The sequence below is a fragment of the Bradyrhizobium sp. HKCCYLRH3099 genome, assembly GCF_051167855.1.
Taxonomy (GTDB): Bacteria; Pseudomonadota; Alphaproteobacteria; order Rhizobiales; family Xanthobacteraceae; genus Bradyrhizobium.
This window is the reverse complement of sequence record NZ_JBNPTW010000001.1, coordinates 128,433-144,440: the sequence shown is the minus strand read 5'-3', so window position 1 is coordinate 144,440 and position 16,008 is coordinate 128,433. Positions and strand designations below refer to the sequence as shown.

The 16,008-nt window shown below is 65.0% G+C and carries 17 protein-coding genes; 9 read left to right on the top strand and 8 right to left on the bottom strand.

Annotated elements, in window-relative coordinates; translation table 11 throughout:
• Positions 1-41 precede the first annotated feature (41 nt).
• Genes nadA through nadC form a run of 3 tightly spaced genes read left to right on the top strand, consistent with a single transcriptional unit; the run spans position 42 to position 3,423 of the window.
• A complete protein-coding gene (gene nadA / locus ACQR1Y_RS00695; protein WP_434878564.1) occupies positions 42-1,028 on the top strand; it encodes a quinolinate synthase NadA in 987 nt (328 codons plus the stop codon).
• Positions 1,025-2,578, top strand: coding sequence for an L-aspartate oxidase (locus tag ACQR1Y_RS00690; RefSeq protein WP_434878565.1), 1,554 nt, complete (start codon positions 1,025-1,027; stop codon positions 2,576-2,578). The genes nadA and ACQR1Y_RS00690 overlap by 4 nt, the downstream gene beginning before the upstream one ends.
• Positions 2,575-3,423: a carboxylating nicotinate-nucleotide diphosphorylase gene (nadC, locus tag ACQR1Y_RS00685; RefSeq protein WP_434878566.1), complete on the top strand. Its 849-nt coding sequence runs from the start codon at positions 2,575-2,577 to the stop codon at positions 3,421-3,423. The genes ACQR1Y_RS00690 and nadC overlap by 4 nt, the downstream gene beginning before the upstream one ends.
• Here the strand turns inward: nadC and ACQR1Y_RS00680 are convergent, their stop codons facing one another.
• The 4 genes from ACQR1Y_RS00680 to ACQR1Y_RS00665 all read right to left on the bottom strand — a co-directional run bounded on the left by ACQR1Y_RS00680 (position 3,424) and on the right by ACQR1Y_RS00665 (position 6,468).
• Entirely contained in the window at positions 3,424-3,849 is a 426-nt protein-coding gene (locus ACQR1Y_RS00680; protein WP_434878567.1) for an HIT family protein, read from the bottom strand.
• Positions 3,850-3,909: 60 nt separating this feature from the next.
• Positions 3,910-5,118, bottom strand: coding sequence for a GNAT family N-acetyltransferase (locus tag ACQR1Y_RS00675; protein ID WP_434861675.1), 1,209 nt, complete (start codon positions 5,116-5,118; stop codon positions 3,910-3,912).
• Between the two features lie 99 nt (positions 5,119-5,217).
• The gene (locus tag ACQR1Y_RS00670) at positions 5,218-5,970 is read right to left on the bottom strand and encodes a glycerophosphodiester phosphodiesterase (protein ID WP_434878568.1); all 753 of its coding nucleotides are present in this window, start codon (positions 5,968-5,970) and stop codon (positions 5,218-5,220) included.
• A 30-nt stretch (positions 5,971-6,000) separates the two neighbouring features.
• Positions 6,001-6,468, bottom strand: a complete 468-nt coding sequence (locus tag ACQR1Y_RS00665; protein WP_434861677.1) for a RidA family protein — start codon at positions 6,466-6,468, stop codon at positions 6,001-6,003.
• 205 nt (positions 6,469-6,673) lie between these two features.
• Here ACQR1Y_RS00665 and ACQR1Y_RS00660 point away from each other — a divergent pair, with 205 nt between their 5' ends.
• Positions 6,674-7,531, top strand: coding sequence for a cell envelope integrity EipB family protein (locus ACQR1Y_RS00660; protein ID WP_434878569.1), 858 nt, complete (start codon positions 6,674-6,676; stop codon positions 7,529-7,531).
• Between the two features lie 8 nt (positions 7,532-7,539).
• On the opposite strand, the gene ACQR1Y_RS00655 is transcribed toward ACQR1Y_RS00660, so the two are convergent.
• Positions 7,540-8,859 carry a DNA polymerase IV gene (locus ACQR1Y_RS00655; protein ID WP_434878570.1) on the bottom strand — a complete coding sequence of 440 codons (1,320 nt, stop codon included), beginning with the start codon at positions 8,857-8,859 and terminating at the stop codon, positions 7,540-7,542.
• Positions 8,856-9,155, bottom strand: coding sequence for a DUF3572 domain-containing protein (locus ACQR1Y_RS00650; protein WP_434861680.1), 300 nt, complete (start codon positions 9,153-9,155; stop codon positions 8,856-8,858). Before ACQR1Y_RS00650 ends, ACQR1Y_RS00655 begins: the two co-directional genes overlap by 4 nt.
• Before the next feature lie 218 nt (positions 9,156-9,373).
• Here ACQR1Y_RS00650 and ACQR1Y_RS00645 point away from each other — a divergent pair, with 218 nt between their 5' ends.
• The 5 genes from ACQR1Y_RS00645 (at position 9,374) to ACQR1Y_RS00625 (ending at position 15,205) form a co-directional block, all read left to right on the top strand.
• Entirely contained in the window at positions 9,374-9,739 is a 366-nt protein-coding gene (locus ACQR1Y_RS00645) for a response regulator (RefSeq protein WP_008964019.1), read from the top strand.
• Positions 9,740-9,751: 12 nt separating this feature from the next.
• The gene (locus ACQR1Y_RS00640) at positions 9,752-11,170 is read left to right on the top strand and encodes a PleD family two-component system response regulator (RefSeq protein WP_434861681.1); all 1,419 of its coding nucleotides are present in this window, start codon (positions 9,752-9,754) and stop codon (positions 11,168-11,170) included.
• A 1,763-nt stretch (positions 11,171-12,933) separates the two neighbouring features.
• Positions 12,934-13,545 carry an ATP-binding protein gene (locus ACQR1Y_RS00635; protein WP_434878571.1) on the top strand — a complete coding sequence of 204 codons (612 nt, stop codon included), beginning with the start codon at positions 12,934-12,936 and terminating at the stop codon, positions 13,543-13,545.
• Positions 13,546-13,916: 371 nt separating this feature from the next.
• Complete coding sequence (locus tag ACQR1Y_RS00630; protein WP_434878572.1) at positions 13,917-14,321, top strand: DUF1127 domain-containing protein; 405 nt, start codon at positions 13,917-13,919, stop codon at positions 14,319-14,321.
• A 482-nt stretch (positions 14,322-14,803) separates the two neighbouring features.
• A complete protein-coding gene (locus ACQR1Y_RS00625) occupies positions 14,804-15,205 on the top strand; it encodes a DUF1127 domain-containing protein (protein ID WP_434878573.1) in 402 nt (133 codons plus the stop codon).
• A gap of 122 nt (positions 15,206-15,327) precedes the next feature.
• On the opposite strand, the gene ACQR1Y_RS00620 is transcribed toward ACQR1Y_RS00625, so the two are convergent.
• Both ACQR1Y_RS00620 and ACQR1Y_RS00615 read right to left on the bottom strand, forming a co-directional pair.
• Complete coding sequence (locus ACQR1Y_RS00620; RefSeq protein WP_434861685.1) at positions 15,328-15,612, bottom strand: type II toxin-antitoxin system RelE/ParE family toxin; 285 nt, start codon at positions 15,610-15,612, stop codon at positions 15,328-15,330.
• Complete coding sequence (locus tag ACQR1Y_RS00615) at positions 15,609-15,944, bottom strand: hypothetical protein (RefSeq protein ID WP_434878574.1); 336 nt, start codon at positions 15,942-15,944, stop codon at positions 15,609-15,611. The genes ACQR1Y_RS00620 and ACQR1Y_RS00615 overlap by 4 nt, the downstream gene beginning before the upstream one ends.
• Positions 15,945-16,008 lie beyond the last annotated feature (64 nt).

Here is a 16,008-nt window from a genome sequence, read left to right as displayed (position 1 = left end):
CAGAATAAGTATAAGTCATCTTATGCTCATGGAGAGTATAAATGGCCGAGCTTGTTCTGCCCGCGATCGCGCCGACGTCGCCTTTCCCTGACCGCCTGCGGCGTGTGATCCCTCCGCCCGAATGGGCCGTTTTCGAAGAGGATGTCGAAGCCATCCTGGCGCTCAAGCGCCGGCGCAACGCGGTTGTGCTTGCGCACAACTATCAGACACCCGAGATCTTCCACGGCGTCGCCGACATCGTCGGCGACAGCCTGCTGCTGGCGCGCGAGGCGACCAAGGTCGACGCCGAGGTGATCGTGCTCGCCGGCGTGCACTTCATGGCGGAGACGGCGAAGCTGCTCAATCCCGGCAAGACTGTGCTGATTCCGGACCTCGATGCCGGCTGCTCGCTCGCCGAATCCATCACCGCCGCCGACGTCCGACTGATGCGCGCGCGCCATCCCGGCGTGCCGGTGGTCGCCTATGTCAACACGTCGGTCGCGGTGAAGGCGGAGTCCGATATCTGCTGCACCTCGGGCAATGCACTTGCGGTCGTGGAGTCGCTCGGCACGGATCACGTGATCATGCTGCCGGACGAGTATCTCGCCCGCAACGTGGCCGCGCAGACCAAGGTGAGGATTACGGCCTGGAAGGGCCACTGCGAGGTGCATGAGCGCTTCAGCGCCGAGGATGTCCGCACGCTGCGCGACACTCATCCCGGGGTGACCGTGCTCGCGCATCCGGAATGTCCGCCGGAGGTGGTGGCGGAAGCCGACTTCGCCGGCTCCACCGCGGCGATGTCCGACTATGTCGGTCTCAAGCGGCCGGCGCGGGTGGTGCTGCTGACGGAATGCTCGATGAGCGACAACGTCGCGGTCGCGTATCCGGACATCGAGTTTGTCCGGCCCTGCAACCTGTGCCCGCACATGAAGCGGATCACGTTGAAGAACATCCGTCATGCGCTCCAGACCAACACGCATGAGGTGACGATCGATCCCGGAATGGCCGTGCGCGCGCGGCGTTCGGTGGAAAGGATGCTGGCGCTATGAGTATCAATCTGTCTGATCTTGTTGGTTGTCCCGTGATCATCGGCGGCGGAGCCGCCGGTCTGATGACGGCGCTGCAACTCGCACCAGAACCCGTCGTGCTGTTGTCGAAATCGCCGCTCGGTGCGGAGGCGTCGAGCATGTGGGCGCAGGGCGGCCTCGCCGCCGCTGTCGGCGACGATGATGCTCCGGCGCTGCATCTGGCGGATACGATCGCTGCCGGCGCGGGCCTGTGCGATGAGGCCTCGGCGCGCCGCATCATCGACGCGGCGCCGGCGGCGGTCGATCGCCTCGCGCAACTCGGCGTCGCGTTCGACCGCGAGGCCGACGGCCGCTGGCGCCTGGGCCTGGAAGCCGCGCACAGCCGCAACCGGATCGTCCACGCCACCGGCGACGGCACCGGGCGCGAGATCATGCGCGCGCTGATCGCGGCTGTCCGGCGATGTCCCTCGGTGACGCTGCTGGAAGGCGTCGAGGCGCGTCGGCTGATCGTCGAGAGCAATGCGATCCAGGGCGTCGTCGCAGTGCGCGGCGAGGAGCCGATCATCCTCGCCACTTCGCGCGTCGTCATCGCGACCGGCGGCATCGGCGGCCTGTTCCTCGACAGCACCAATCCATCGGGCTGCTTCGGGCAAGGCTTGGCGCTGGCAGCGCGGGCAGGGGCGGTGCTGTCCGACCTCGAATTCGTGCAGTTTCATCCCACCGCCTTCGACGGCCCGTCGCGGCCGCTGCCGCTGCTCACCGAGGCGATCCGTGGCGACGGCGCGGTGCTGATCGACGGGACCGGCATGCGTTTCATGGCCGACGAGCCCGGCGCGGAATTGGCGCCGCGCGACGTGGTGGCGCGGGCGGTTTGGCGTCATCGCGCGGCGGGTCACCGGACGTTCCTCGATGCGCGGGAGAAGCCGGGTGCGGCGTTCGCCGCGCGCTATCCCGTCATCACCGCGTTCTGCCGCATGGCCGGGATTGATCCGGCCGTCGATCCGATCCCGGTGCGGCCGGCCGTGCACTACCATATGGGCGGCGTCGCCGTTGATGCGATGGGGCGCAGCACCGTCGATGGTCTCTGGGCCTGCGGCGAGGCCAGCCGCACCGGCCTGCACGGCGCCAACCGGCTCGCCAGCAACTCGCTGATGGAAGCGATCGTCTGCGCACAATGGGTGGCGGGGAGCGTAGCGGGCACGCCGCCGCACGCAGCCAAGCCCGTAGAGGCCGCAGCCATCCCAGCCGCATCCGATCCCGCAGCCATACGTCCATTGCTATCCGAAGCGCTCGGCGTGCTGCGTGACCGCGAGGGCATGGCAGCCGCAATCCAGGGATTGCTCCCGCTCGCATCGGTTGCAGGGGCGGCCGCCGATCCAGCCCTTGTGGGCCTGATGATGGCCGTCGCCGCCCATGCGCGCGAGGAGAGCCGCGGCGGGCATTGCCGCACCGACTGTCCCGACACGCTGCCCGTCGCGCAGCCGTCCCGCCTCACGTTGTCCTCGGCGATCGCCGCTGCGCGGGAGATCGCCGAGACCGAGCGTCCCTCGTTCAGGAGCGTCGCATCATGACCCTCAATCCACTCTCGCCCTTGCTCTATGAGCCGCTGGTCCGCATGGCGCTGCTGGAGGATCTCGGCCGCGCCGGCGACATCACCACCGATGCGATCGTGCCTGCGGAGCAGCGTGCGTCTCTCAAGCTGAAGGTACGCCAGCAAGGCGTGATCGCGGGGCTTGACGTTGCGCGTTGCGCGTTCCAGACCGTCTCGCCCGAGGTCCGCATGGAGATCATCCGCGGCGACGGCAGCGCCGTCGCGCCGGGTGACGTCATCGCCACCATCAGCGGCCCGGCGCGGGCGCTGCTGACCGGCGAGCGCGTTGCGCTCAACTTCCTCTGCCATCTCAGCGGCGTTGCCACCGCGACCGCTTCGCTTGTCGCGGCAGTGAAGGGGACGCGGGCGCAGATCGTTTGCACCCGCAAGACGACGCCGGGGCTGCGCGCGCTGGAGAAATATGCCGTGCGCGCCGGCGGCGGCGGCAACCACCGGTTCGGGCTCGATGATGCCGTGCTGATCAAGGACAACCACATCGCCATTGCCGGCGGCATCGAGGCGGCGATCACGAGGGCGAAGGCTCATGCCGGCCATCTCGTGAAGATCGAGGTGGAGGTCGACAACCTCGCGCAACTCGAGGAGGCGCTGGCGCTCGGCGTCGACGCGGTGCTGCTCGACAACATGACGCCGGCGGAGCTCGATCGCGCGGTCGGCATGGCGCGCGGCAAGGCGATCACCGAGGCCTCGGGCCGGATCAATGTCGACACCGCGCCGGCGATCGCGGCAGCGGGTGTCGACCTGATCTCGGTCGGCTGGATCACGCATTCATCGGCCGCGCTCGATATCGGCCTCGACGACGCCTGATCAGCCCTTGAGCGCCGCGATCAGCTTCGCGGCGTTCTCCTCCAGCACCTTCGGGTCCTCCTTGCGGCTCGCCGGCGGCAGCAGGCTGTCGCCGTTGTGGCGCGGCATGATGTGGACGTGGAGGTGGAACACCATCTGGCCGCCGGCATGCTCGTTGAACTGCTGCACGGTGATGCCGTCGGCGGCAAAGGCGGTCTTTGCGGCGCGGGCGATGGTGCGCACGGCGCGGCCGACGTGGAGGTAGTCCTCCTCGGTGATATCAAGGATGTTGCGGGCCGCCGCCTTGGGGATCACCAGCGTATGGCCGGGGACGCGCGGCATGATGTCGAGGAAGGCCAGCACGTGGTCGTTCTCATAGACCTTCACGCAGGGGAATTCGCCGCGCAGGATCTTTGCGAACGGGTTTTGCGGATCGTAGGCGGTCATCGGCAGGTCCTTCAGCGGTTCCTCGTTATGCGCCTTACTCTCATTGCCCCATGCCGCCGGTCAAGATTGCTCGTCCATGCCTTTGCGGAACGGGCCGGATTCGGCAAGCTCGCGGCCGGCCTGCTCGACATAGGCGCGCTCGCGCTTGAGATAATCGTCAATCGCGCGGCGCAGGCCGCGGTCGGCGATGTAATGGGCGGAGTAGGTGGTCTGCGGCAGGTAGCCGCGCACGATCTTGTGCTCGCCTTGCGCGCCCGCTTCGACCACGGCGAGCTTGTGCTGGATCGCGAAGTCGATGGCCTGGTAGTAGCAGACTTCGAAATGCAGGAACGGGTGGTGCTCGATGGCCCCCCAGTTGCGGCCGAACAAGGTGTCCGAGCCGATGAAGTTGATCGCGCCGGCGATCCAGCGTCCCTCGCGCTTGGCCATCACCAGCAGCACGTCTTGGGCCATGCTCTCGCCGATCAGCGAGAAGAACTTGCGGTTGAGATACGGCCGGCCCCATTTGCGCGAGCCGGTGTCCATGTAGAAGTCGAAGAACGCGTCCCAGGCGTCCTCGGTGATGTCCTTGCCGGTCAGCCAATGGATGGTGATCCCCGCGGCCAGCGCATCGCGCCGCTCGCGCTTGATCGATTTGCGGTGGCGCGAGTTCATCGTCGCCAGGAAATCGTCGAAGGTGGAGAAACCCTGGTTATGCCAGTGGAACTGCTGGTCGGTGCGCTGCAGGAAGCCCTGCGCGGCGAGCAGCTCCCACTCGGCTTGGCGTGCAAACGTGACGTGGACCGAGGAGGCCTCGCTGATCCCGCACAGCGCCTTCAATCCTTGTGCGAGCGCGTTGCCGATCACGTCCCGGTCCTGGTCGGGACGGATCAAGAGCCGTGGCCCGGTCGCAGGCGTAAAGGGCACGGAGACCTGGAGCTTTGGGTAGTAGCGGCCGCCGGCACGCTCATAGGCATCGGCCCAGCCGCGGTCGAAGACATATTCGCCCTGCGAATGCGATTTCAGATAGCACGGCACGACACCGAGGACCTCGTCGCCGAGCTTCGCCACCAGATGCCGCGGTGCCCAGCCGGTGCGGATCGTCGCCGAGCCGGAGGCTTCGCAGGCCGACAAAAAGGCGTGGGAGACAAACGGGTTGTACGAGGGGCCGCAGGCGGCGGATGAGCCGGCCGGGAGGCGGCCGGCAGGATTGGCGCAGGCGTCCCAGGCTTCCGCCGGAATCTCGCTGATCCCGGGAACGGCTTCGAGCGTGATCTCAGGTGCTGCCATCGAACCCTTGAAAAAGCGTCTGGCAAGGAACGCTCGTCGGAGACGTCCGGATTGCTCTGCTCAAGATCGTGCATCGCAGCACCGACTTCAAGACCGACGTCACGTCTCCGGCGTAAACCCTTCGAAGATCATCTGATCCGCATACCGCGCGGCGGTGGCGCGCTGCTCCGGGGTACGGACCGTCCAGGTCAGCAGCGGACAGCCGAACACGTTGCGCGCGATCCAGGGAGCAGGGGCCGGCAACTGCTCGACCCAATAGGCGACGAAGTGCGGCTGCGTGCTCATGCCGTGCTTGAGATGCAGCATGCTGTCGCGCTGCTCCCGGGTGAGCTTGGCCCAATAGCCGTCCTGATAGGTACGCTGGGCGACGATGCCGCGGGTCAGGCTCGGCATGGTCTCGCGCAGCGCCAGCACCTGGTTCGGATCGAACGACATGCCGACGACCGGGCCGGAATAGGCCGACAGCACCTCCGCCATGCGCCGGACCAGACGGCGATCGCCCTGGAACGTGCTCTTGACCTCGACCACCAGCGGGACGCGCCCGCCGATCAGGTCACAGAGGTCCTTAAGCGTCATCATGCGCTCGTCGGTCTGCTTGAATCTGACAGCCTTCAGCTCCGCCGCGGTTTTCTCGATCAGGTAGCCGGAGCCTTCGGTCAGGCGGCCGAGCTCGTAGTCGTGATGCACCATCGCCTCGCCATCGGCCGACAACTGAATGTCGCATTCGATGGCGAAGTTGCCCGCGACGGCGCCGCGGGCGGCGGCCGGCATGTTCTCGATGATGCCCCGGCTTGCATCATGAAGGCCGCGGTGGGCGACGGGGCGGGCCGTCAGCCAGTCAGGTGCGCGCATTCGCCCCGTCCATTGTCTTTCAGTTCAATCTCACGCGATCTCGAACACGCCTTCGACCTCGACCGCCGCATCCGACGGCAGCGACGAGACGCCGACCGTGGTGCGGGCATGGCGGCCCTTGTCGCCGAAGGCGGCGACCATCAGGTCGGAGGCGCCGTTGAGGACCTTCGGCCCATCGACGAAGTCGGGGGCCGAGTTGACGAAGCCGCCGAGCCGGACCACGCGCACGACCTTGTCGAGATCGCCAACGGCCGCCTTCACCTGCGCCAGCAAATTGACGCCGCAGCCCTTGGCGGCCGCATAGCCATCCTCGAGCGACACGCCGGCGCCGAGCTTGCCGGCTGCGATCAGCTTGCCGTCACCGCCGAGGCAGACCTGGCCGGAGACGAACAGCAGGTTGCCGGTGCGTACGAACGGGACATAATTGGCCACCGGAGCTTTCGGCGCCGGCAATGTGATGCCTTGTGCCGCCAGAGTCTGTTCAACCGTACCCGCCATCTCAAATCCCCATTCTGTCGCGTGAGCGCCGGTCCCGTGCCGGACCGCGGCCCTGTTTGGCGCAGTTGCCAGTGACATGCAAGCAGCCCGAGCCGTCGTTAACTTGGTGCCGCTTTCGCACGTTTCCGTGAGCCAGCCGCAGTTGCGACGTATTGCGGCGGTCTTTAATGTGACGGTTCAACGATACGTCCCCCGAGGAAAACTCATGGCTCATTCGTTTCGACTGTCGATGGGCGCGCTGGCGATCGCGGCGGTTACACTTGGTCCGGCCCAGGCCGGGGCGGCGGTGCCGTTCCTGCCGCATCAGGCGCTGTATGATCTGAGCCTGGTGAAGTCGCGTGGATCGAGCCCGGTCAACAGCGCCCGCGGACGCATCCTCTACAATTTCACGGGCAATGCCTGCACGGGCTACACGTCGGAATTCCGTCAGGTCTCCGAGCTCGACCTCGGCGAAGGCAAGGTCACCCTGAGCGACCTGCGCTCGACCGCCTGGGAGGATGGCGCCGGCAAGAGCTATCGCTTCAAGATCGACTCGCGGATGAACGACCAGGCGTCGAGCCCCGTCGACGGCATGGCCGAGCGCACCGGAGATCACATCACGGTCAAGCTCAAGCAGCCGGAAGCAAAGACCTTCACGCTCGACGGCTCTACCGTGTTTCCGACCGAGCAGATCCAGCGCATCATCGCCGCCGCGCGCGAGGGCAAGTCGCTGCTCGAGCTGTCGGTCTATGACGGCTCCGACAATGGCGAGAAGGTCTACAACACGCTGACCGTGATCGGCGCGGCCGTGCCCGGCGACAAGGCGGCGGCCAAACCCGATGCCTCGACCGACAACAGCGAGATGAAGACGCTGACGCGCTGGCCGGTCACCGTCAGCTATTATGACCGCGACGCCAAGCGTACCGAGGGCGAGCAGACGCCGGTCTATGCCATGTCGTTCGAGCTGTACGAGAACGGCGTCTCGCGCGCGCTCGTGCTGGACTACAACGACTTCGTCATTTCCGGCGCGCTTGGCAAGTTCGACGTCAAGGACGCGAAGGACGCCAAGCCCTGCAGCAACTGAGGCGGGCCTCATTCCGTCTCCTCTGCGGTCTCCTCCGGCCCATCATAGGCAATGCCGCGGATGACCGCGGTCTGGCCGAACTTCTTGCGCAAGGCATCCATCGCGCGCTCGGCTGACGCCGAGCGGCGGTCGAGCATGTCGGTGTCGGACGCCTCCGAGCCCGGGCACAGCGCGCTGACACCGGCGCCCATCAGGCGGAACGCCGTGCCGTCGGTCTCGCGCGCCAGCATCTCCTTGCAGATGGCGAAGATCCTGCCGGCGAGCTGGGTCGGCGCGGCGATCGACTGTGAGCGGGTGCGCTGGCGAAAGTCTGATGTCTTCAGCTTGAGCGTGATGGTCGAGCCGGCGAGCTGACTCGCCTTCAGCCGCGCGGACACCTTCTCCGACAGGCGCCACAGCACCTTCTCCAAGGTCGCGTAGTCACGGATGTCGCTGTCGAAGGTGGTCTCGTTCGAGATCGTCTTGGCGCCGCGGTCGGCCACCACCTTGCGGTTGTCGAGGCCGCGCGCCAGTCGCCATAGCCGGCGACCCTCGCCGCCGAACTGCTTCATCAGGTCGATCTCGTCAGCGCGCTGCAGGTCGGCGATGACCCGGAAGCCGTGGTTGGCGAGGCGCTGCTGCGTGGCGGGACCGACGCCGAAGATGAAGCCGACCGGCTTCTCCGCCAGCATCGTCACGGCCTCGTCCTGGTCGAGCGCGGCGAAGCCGCGGGGCTTGTCGAGGTCGGAGGCGATCTTGGCGAGGAACTTGTTGCAGGACAGTCCGACCGACACCGTGATGCCGATGGACTGCTCGACCTCGCGGGCGAAGCGCGCCAGCACCTTCGCCGGGATCATGCCGTGGACGCGCTCGGTGCCGGAGAGATCGAGGAACGCCTCGTCGATCGACAGCGGCTCGACCAGCGGCGTCAGCGCCAGCATCGCCTGCCGCACCTCGCGGCCGACGCGGACATATTTCGCCATGTCCGGGCGGATCACCACCGCCGACGGGCAGAGTTCGAGCGCCTTGAACATCGGCATCGCCGAGCGCACGCCATAGGTGCGGGCGATGTAGCAGGCCGCCGACACCACCCCGCGCTTGCCGCCGCCGATGATCACGGGGCGATCCGCCACGTCCGGATTGTCGCGCTTCTCGACGGTGGCATAGAACGCGTCGCAGTCGATATGGGCGAGCGTCAGCGTCGCGAGGCCGCGATGTCGCACCAGCCGGGGCGAGCCGCAGGCGGTGCAGCGGCGGGCGGCAGGGCCGAGGTCAGACAGACAGTCGCGGCAGAAGCAGGCCGGCCCGGACACCGCGCGCGACGCTGCCTCTGGCGCGGGCGTGCTCACGGCACGTCGCGCTCCCACTGCCGGTCGCCCAATACCTGCCGCGCGGCCATGATATTGGTGGGATGTAACTTGGAGCTTTCGGCAAAAGCCTTTACCGTCTCGTCGTCTCGCAGCACGAAATCGAGCACGCTGGCCAGGAAATTCGGGTCGGCCGCCGACGAGCGCAGGGTTTCGGGCCCGATCCCGGTCTCGGCCAGAAAACGGCCGATCCGTTCGGGTTCCGAGGCCAGGAATGAAAGGGCCTGAACCGCAACGATTTCAGCGACTTCGCGCGGATTTTGAGAACGCTTTTTCAACTTGGCATTTGCCTTTCCATTAACTTGTCGTCTCTACTTTGCGGGCATCATGCCCGAGTCTTCTGAGTTGGTTCAAGCAAGTGGAAACCATCCGGGGGGAAAGATCGAATACCGACTTAACGGCTTAGAACGAATCTGGGGCTAGTTTGAATTAGATCAGTAGCGGTGGACAGAGGTCCACCGGAGGACATGCCGGTGTCAGTGATTCGGAGGGGCGGATGGGCAAGACCGTCCTGATCGTGGAAGACAATGAGCTCAACATGAAGCTCTTCCGCGATCTGTTGGAGGCCCACGGTTACCAGACGTCCGGCACCTCCAGCGGCGTGGAGGCGCTCGACATCGTGCGCCGGACCCGGCCCGACCTGATTTTGATGGACATCCAGTTGCCACAGGTCTCCGGCCTGGAGGTGACGAAATGGATCAAGGACGATCCCGATTTGCGCGCGATCCCGGTGGTCGCGGTGACAGCTTTTGCCATGAAGGGCGACGAGGAGCGCATCCGCGAGGGTGGCTGCGAAGCCTATCTTTCTAAACCGATTTCGGTCGGAAAATTCATAGAAACCGTGCGACGTTTTATCGGCTGAGGAGTTTCTGCAGTGTCCGCGCGCATCCTTGTGGTCGACGACGTCCCCGCCAACGTCAAGCTGTTGGAGGCGCGGCTGTCGGCCGAATATTTCGACGTGCTGACCGCCTCGAACGGCGCCGAAGCGCTGCAGATCTGCCAGCGCGCCGAATGCGACATCATCCTGCTCGACGTCATGATGCCGGACATGGACGGCTTCGAGGTCTGCCGCCGGCTGAAGTCGAACCCTGCGACGCATTTCATTCCGGTGGTGATGGTGACGGCGCTCGACAGCCCGTCCGACCGCGTGCGCGGCCTGGAGGCCGGCGCCGACGACTTCCTGACCAAGCCCGTCTCCGACGTCGTGCTGATCGCCCGCGTGCGCTCGCTGACCCGGCTGAAGATGATGACTGACGAGCTGCGCATGCGCGCGCTCACCTCGCTGGAGATCGGCGTGCAGGCGCCGGAGCGCAATGCCGTCGCCGATACGGGCAAGGGCGGCAGGGTGCTGCTGGTCGACGATCGTCCCTCGTCCTACGAGCGGCTCGGCCCGATGCTCGCAGCCGAGCATTCCGTCGATGTCGAGCCCAATCCGGCCGAGGCCGTGTTCAATGCCGCGGAGGGCAATTACGACCTCGTCATCGTGTCGCTCGATTTGAGCGACTTCGACGGCCTGAGGCTGTGCAGCCAGCTCCGCTCGCTGGAGCGGACCCGTCACGTGCCGATCCTCGCGATTGCGGAGGCCGAGAACAATTCCCGCCTGCTGCGCGGCCTCGAGATCGGCGTCAACGACTATCTGCTGCGTCCCGTCGACAAGAACGAGCTGATGGCGCGCGCCCGCACCCAGATCCGCAAGCGCCGCTACACCGATCATCTGCGCGACAACGTCCAGAACTCGATCGAGATGGCGATCACCGACGCGCTCACCGGCCTGCACAACCGCCGTTACATGGAATCGCATCTGGCGACGCTCGCCGACCAGGCCGCGAGCCGCGGCAAGCCGCTGGCGCTGATGATGCTCGACATCGACTACTTCAAGTCGATCAACGACACTTACGGCCACGATGCCGGTGACGACGTGCTGCGCGAGTTCGCGATGCGGGTGCGCAAGTCGATCCGCGGCATCGATCTCGCCTGTCGCTATGGCGGCGAGGAGTTCGTCATCGTGATGCCGGAGACCGATCTGCACGTGGCCGGCATGGTCGCCGAGCGCCTGCGCCGCTCGGTCGCCAACGAGCCGTTCTCGGTGCACAAGGGCGAGAAGCGCATCGAGGTCACGGTCTCGATCGGCATCTCCACGTTGGAGCAGAAGGGCGAGCCGGTCGCCGACGTCATGAAGCGTGCCGACAATGCGCTCTATCGCGCCAAGAACGAAGGCCGCAACCGCGCGGTCGCGATCGCGCCGACGCATCAGCCGTCGTTCCTGCCGCAGGCCGCGGGCAGGGGTCGATAGAGGGCAGGGCTTCTTCATCGCCAGAACGCTGCTGCGTATGCGGTGGTCGCGAGTGGCCACCACTGTCTCCCCATCGTCATTCCGGGGCGCGCGTAGCGCGAGCCCGGAATCCATAGCCACGAACCGATGTGTGTCGCGAGGTGCCAGTGGCGACTGCCTTCGCCAAACCACGGCTCGGGAGTATGGATTCCGGGCTCGCCCTTCGGGCGCCCCGGAATGACAGCGGGTGTGTGGCAACAGACTGCAGGACATAGCTCATCATCCTCGCCGCGCCTCCGCGCCCGAGTTGTGCCCATCAAAACCCTCATCGAGAACAGAGGGCGCAGGGAAGGCCGGGTGCGGGTCGCACCCATGGTCCGCGTGCAGCAAAAAAAGCACGCGGCAGAACCACAGGTACGGACCGGACATCCGGCCCTCCCTGCGCGATGGCTTTACGGCTTACTCCGCGCTCTCCCCGGGGACCGGCGTTTTTGCCCCCGTCATCAGCGCGCTCGTCGCAAGCGCCGACTTGGCCTCAGCGTCGGGAGGCCAGGACCACACGGCTTCACCGTGCGCACCAGGATGTTCGTCCGCGCGGATCAACCACGCTGCACCCCGACACGCCCACCGCAACCCACCTCACGCTCGTGACGATCGCGATGCGCCCCTCTTGGCGAGGTGGGATGAGGGAGGGATAGCATGAATTCTGTAAAAACGAAACAAGAATCTTCGGCTGACGGCGGCCGATCAACATGATCCAGTTGATGCGATTGAGAAAATGAGTTTCTCGGCGCAGCGCTCGTTCATGCCGGTCCGGCAGGGAGCCGATGCTGGAGGGTTGCTTCGATTTCGGCCGATGTCGTGCGGCGGGCGACTCCGTGAGTGATCTGTTTTGCCCGTCGTGCTAGATTTGCCCGGAGCGCCACATGTTCTCAGGAGGTGGGCGTATGAGACCGATCCGTGTGAGTGTTTTAGTTGGTGCCCTGACTGGCGTGCTGATGTTGTGCGGCGTCCTGATCCTCGAAGCTTTCAGTGTTCAGAGCAATGTCTCGACGTTGGCACTCATGGGAGGCGTCGCGGGGTGGTTGGCCGTCTTCATCGTGGATCGTTTTAGACCCGCCCGGGCGGCGCCGTAGGTCCGCAGACCGGACGATGCTGCGCTCGTCTGTCCTGGAGGTCTCCGTCGAGTTTGGTGGAGGCGAGACAGCTGTGTAGGACGGATCAGCGCTGCGCGATCCGCTGGACCAACTGCAAAGCGATATTCGGGCCAGCTGGCACCGCATCACGATGTCTGATTGTATCTCTTTAGCAATCCACCAAACAAAGGTCGTCGCTGCTTTGCTCGATGACAAGCAGCGGCGTGCAATGGCGGCACTGCTACGCAATCGCCTCGGCGCGAATGTTCTCAGTCATGCGCCTTGGGACAACCTCGAGGCGCCTCAAGGCCTGCACAGTACAGAGGGATGGCAACTCATTCCGACCTATGTCGGCAGGAGCGAATGTGTGTTGTTTGTGGCGCGGGCGAGCGCGTGGTGGACATTCCGTAGCGGTGCGGATCTGCTACGTGTCCTGGAGGAGTGCCCGCCAATGGAATTTTACGTCTCCGACAGGGATGCCAGTTACCTCCTCTGCCATAATCACCACGACTTCGTCGTCGGTTGGGGCGATGCTGCGAGGTGGGTTGCAAGCGGATGCCCCGAACGACCGTTGGGTCGGTAGGACAGATTATTATCGCAGCGTAATCGGTAGCGTCCTTTTGACGACAATCGCGATGGGTGGATCACATGGCTTTGGATGGTATCGACGTCGTCCAACGACGCCCCGGGATGTATGTCGGCGATACGACCGACGGCACGGGGTTGCACCGGATGATCGAAATCCTGGTCGACAATGCCGTGGATGAGGCGCTCGCCGGGTTCGGTGATCGGCTGGACGTTGCTCTGAATGCCGACGGTTCGGTGACGATCCGCGACAATGGCCGCGGCATTCCGACCGAAATACATCCATCGGAAGGCATCCCAGCCGTCGAATTTATCATGACGCGTCTTGACTACGCGTTCCGTCAGCCCTCGTGGCTTCTCGTGGTCAATGCGCTGTCGGAGTGGCTGCAACTGCGCATCTGGCGGAACGGCAAGGAGCATGGCATGCGCTTCCGCCGCGGCCGTTGCGAGGCGCCGTTGACCATGGTCGGAGACGCGGAGATCGTGGATGGCACGCCCAGGCGTGGGACGGAAATCACGTTCTGTCCGAATGCGGAGGTGTTTTCCAATGGGGCATTCGATCTGGCCAGGATCGAGCACCACCTGCGCAAGCTGCCGGTGTTCAAGGCTGGAGTGACGGTGACGCTATCGGATCGGCGGAATGGCGGCAACCACGAGATCAGTCTGCAAGTTTGATCATCAGCGCCGTAGGGCGGATGAGCAGAGCGTAATCCGCCGCTTGTCTGGCCGTGAAATGGCGGACTACGCAAACGCTCATCCGCCCTACGACACGTCGCAAAGTCATCAGCTCGAAATACTCCCGCCAGAGATGTGCCGTCATGCGGAACATCTCTTGATTTTGTCCGATATCGGTGGTATCCAGGTCTCATGAGCACATCGACCCGCATCGCCCACTTCGATCGCATGACCGGCTTCGGCCGGGCCATGGAAGGAGTCGCGCGCTAGGAGATCGACGACGCGATGTTCTCACCAAGGCCCCGCCGGCATCGGACGGGGCCTTTTCGTTTGGCCCTTGCTCCCTGCCGGCACAACAGCAGGAGCGTAGGATGCTACCGCATCAGATCAACCCGGCGATCGACTCCGGGCACTTGTCAGGACTCAATGTCGATCTCTCGATCGCTTCAGCCACCGACGCGATCAGTAGTTTGCAGCCATCGACGCAGCCCGACGCGCCGATCGCAGCCTTGCGAGAGGTGTTGTCGGAAAAGGACGCGGCCGGCCCGCCGGCCAGGCCGACCTGGCTCATCATCCGCCTGATCGGCTGGTGCTGGCGCGCCATGCAAGAGTGGCAACGCCGGGAGAGCGTGCGGGCAAGTCTGTACGAGCTGAGCGAACGCGAGCTCACCGACATCGGCCTCACGCGCGCCGAGATCGAACACATCAGTGCGTTGCGGACGCTCGAGAGCTTGAGGGACAACCCGCGACATCTGGTCTCGCGCAGGGGAATGTAGCCGGCTGCGGACCGTAGAGATGCAGAGCTAGGGATGGTTGGCCGATAGCGCGAGATGCTGAGCCACGACGTCATTGCGAGCGAAGCGAAGCAATCCAGGGTCCCGCCCACGCCCCTGGATTGCTTCGCTGCGCGCTGCGCTCGCAATGACGGAGGTGAGATCACGCTCTTCTCTCGGCACTCTTCTGCTGGAGAGATCGTTTGCGCGCAGCTCGGCGGGATACGAGCCTCGCATGGCTGCTCAGTTGTGCGCGCAGGAACTACATGGCTTGATCTCGATCAATTCTCGTGGTACTTGCAAATCATGATCAACGTCGTGCGCCATTCCTACCGCAAAAATACGACCCGCCGTAGCCGGGCCGTGGGAGGAGTCGTGCGCTAGGATTTCGACGACACGATCATTCCACCAGGCCCCGCCGGCATCGGACGGGGCCTTTTTGTTGGGCCACGCTCCCTGCCGGCATCACAAAGCAGGAGCGACCGATGCCACCTCAGACCCATCTCACCGCCGGGACCGCGCGCGATGCTGCGCCGCTCAGTGTGGTTCGTCATGTCATCGCCAAAACGAACGCGACGGGCGCTGCCCAAGCTGCGCCGCGCCCCAACGCGCCCACCCCGGCGCTGCGTGTCGTGTCCGACAAGGATGCGGCGGCGCCGCCAGGCGCAGCGGCAGGCCTCATCAGTTGGCTCGGGCAGTCCTGGCAGGCATTTCAGGAGAGCCGCCGGCGGCGGAAGTTGAGAGCCCATCTGCGCGACCTGAGCGAGGCCCAATTGCTGGACATCGGCCTGAGCAGAAGCGACATCGAGCACCTCGCCGCGCACCGCGCGCTCGAACGGCTCAAGTACGATACGACGCATCTGATGATGTCCCGTGGCGTGATGTAGCCGTGATCTCAGCTCTGCGTGTTTCAATCGTCTCACGGCGGATCAGCGTCGATCCGCCGTGATAACGCGCCCGTCACCAGGCGATCCGTTCGCCACAGGCTCATTCGTAAGGGACTGTGGTCTCAGCTCCGCGCCTCGCGACCATGCCAGACGCGAGTGATCAGGATATCGTTCGACTGCGGCATGAGAGCATAGCGAACAATATAGCCAGATGCCCCAAACCGCACGACGATCTGCCTGATGTCGGCATCTCGCGTTGGTTGCCCCATGTCAGGAAACTCCTGCAGCCGATCGATCGCCGTCCAAATCGCAGAGAGTGCACGTCGTGCCGCGTCGCGATTGCGCTCGTCGAGAAACGTTCTGACGCGCTCGAGGTCCGATATGGCCTCGGGCGCAAACAGGATCATCGAAGCTTTCGCGGAGCCGGAGGTGTCAATTCCTCTGCCGATCCCCAGCTAGCGACCCACGCCTTTACCTCATTCAGGGGCACGGCGAGACCCGTTTGCTTGAATGTATCGAGGCGCCGCCGGTCCTCGGCAATATCGGGACCTGCGATGTCGATCACGGAATCAAGCAGCGCCACGGCTTCCGCAAGAACTGCGGCGATGTCCTGGCCGCGCTCGGCCGCCATCTCGGACAGGCGAGTATCGGTGGTTGCGTCGATCTCGATGGTACGGCGGACGAGGTTCATGCAGCAAAGATAGCGGTGCCGGCACAGGCTGTCGAGGAAGCTGATCACCGCGCCGGATGCAGACGAGCTCCCGAACCCGTCTTCGATGGCCCTTTGCGCGGGAACCGGCCGC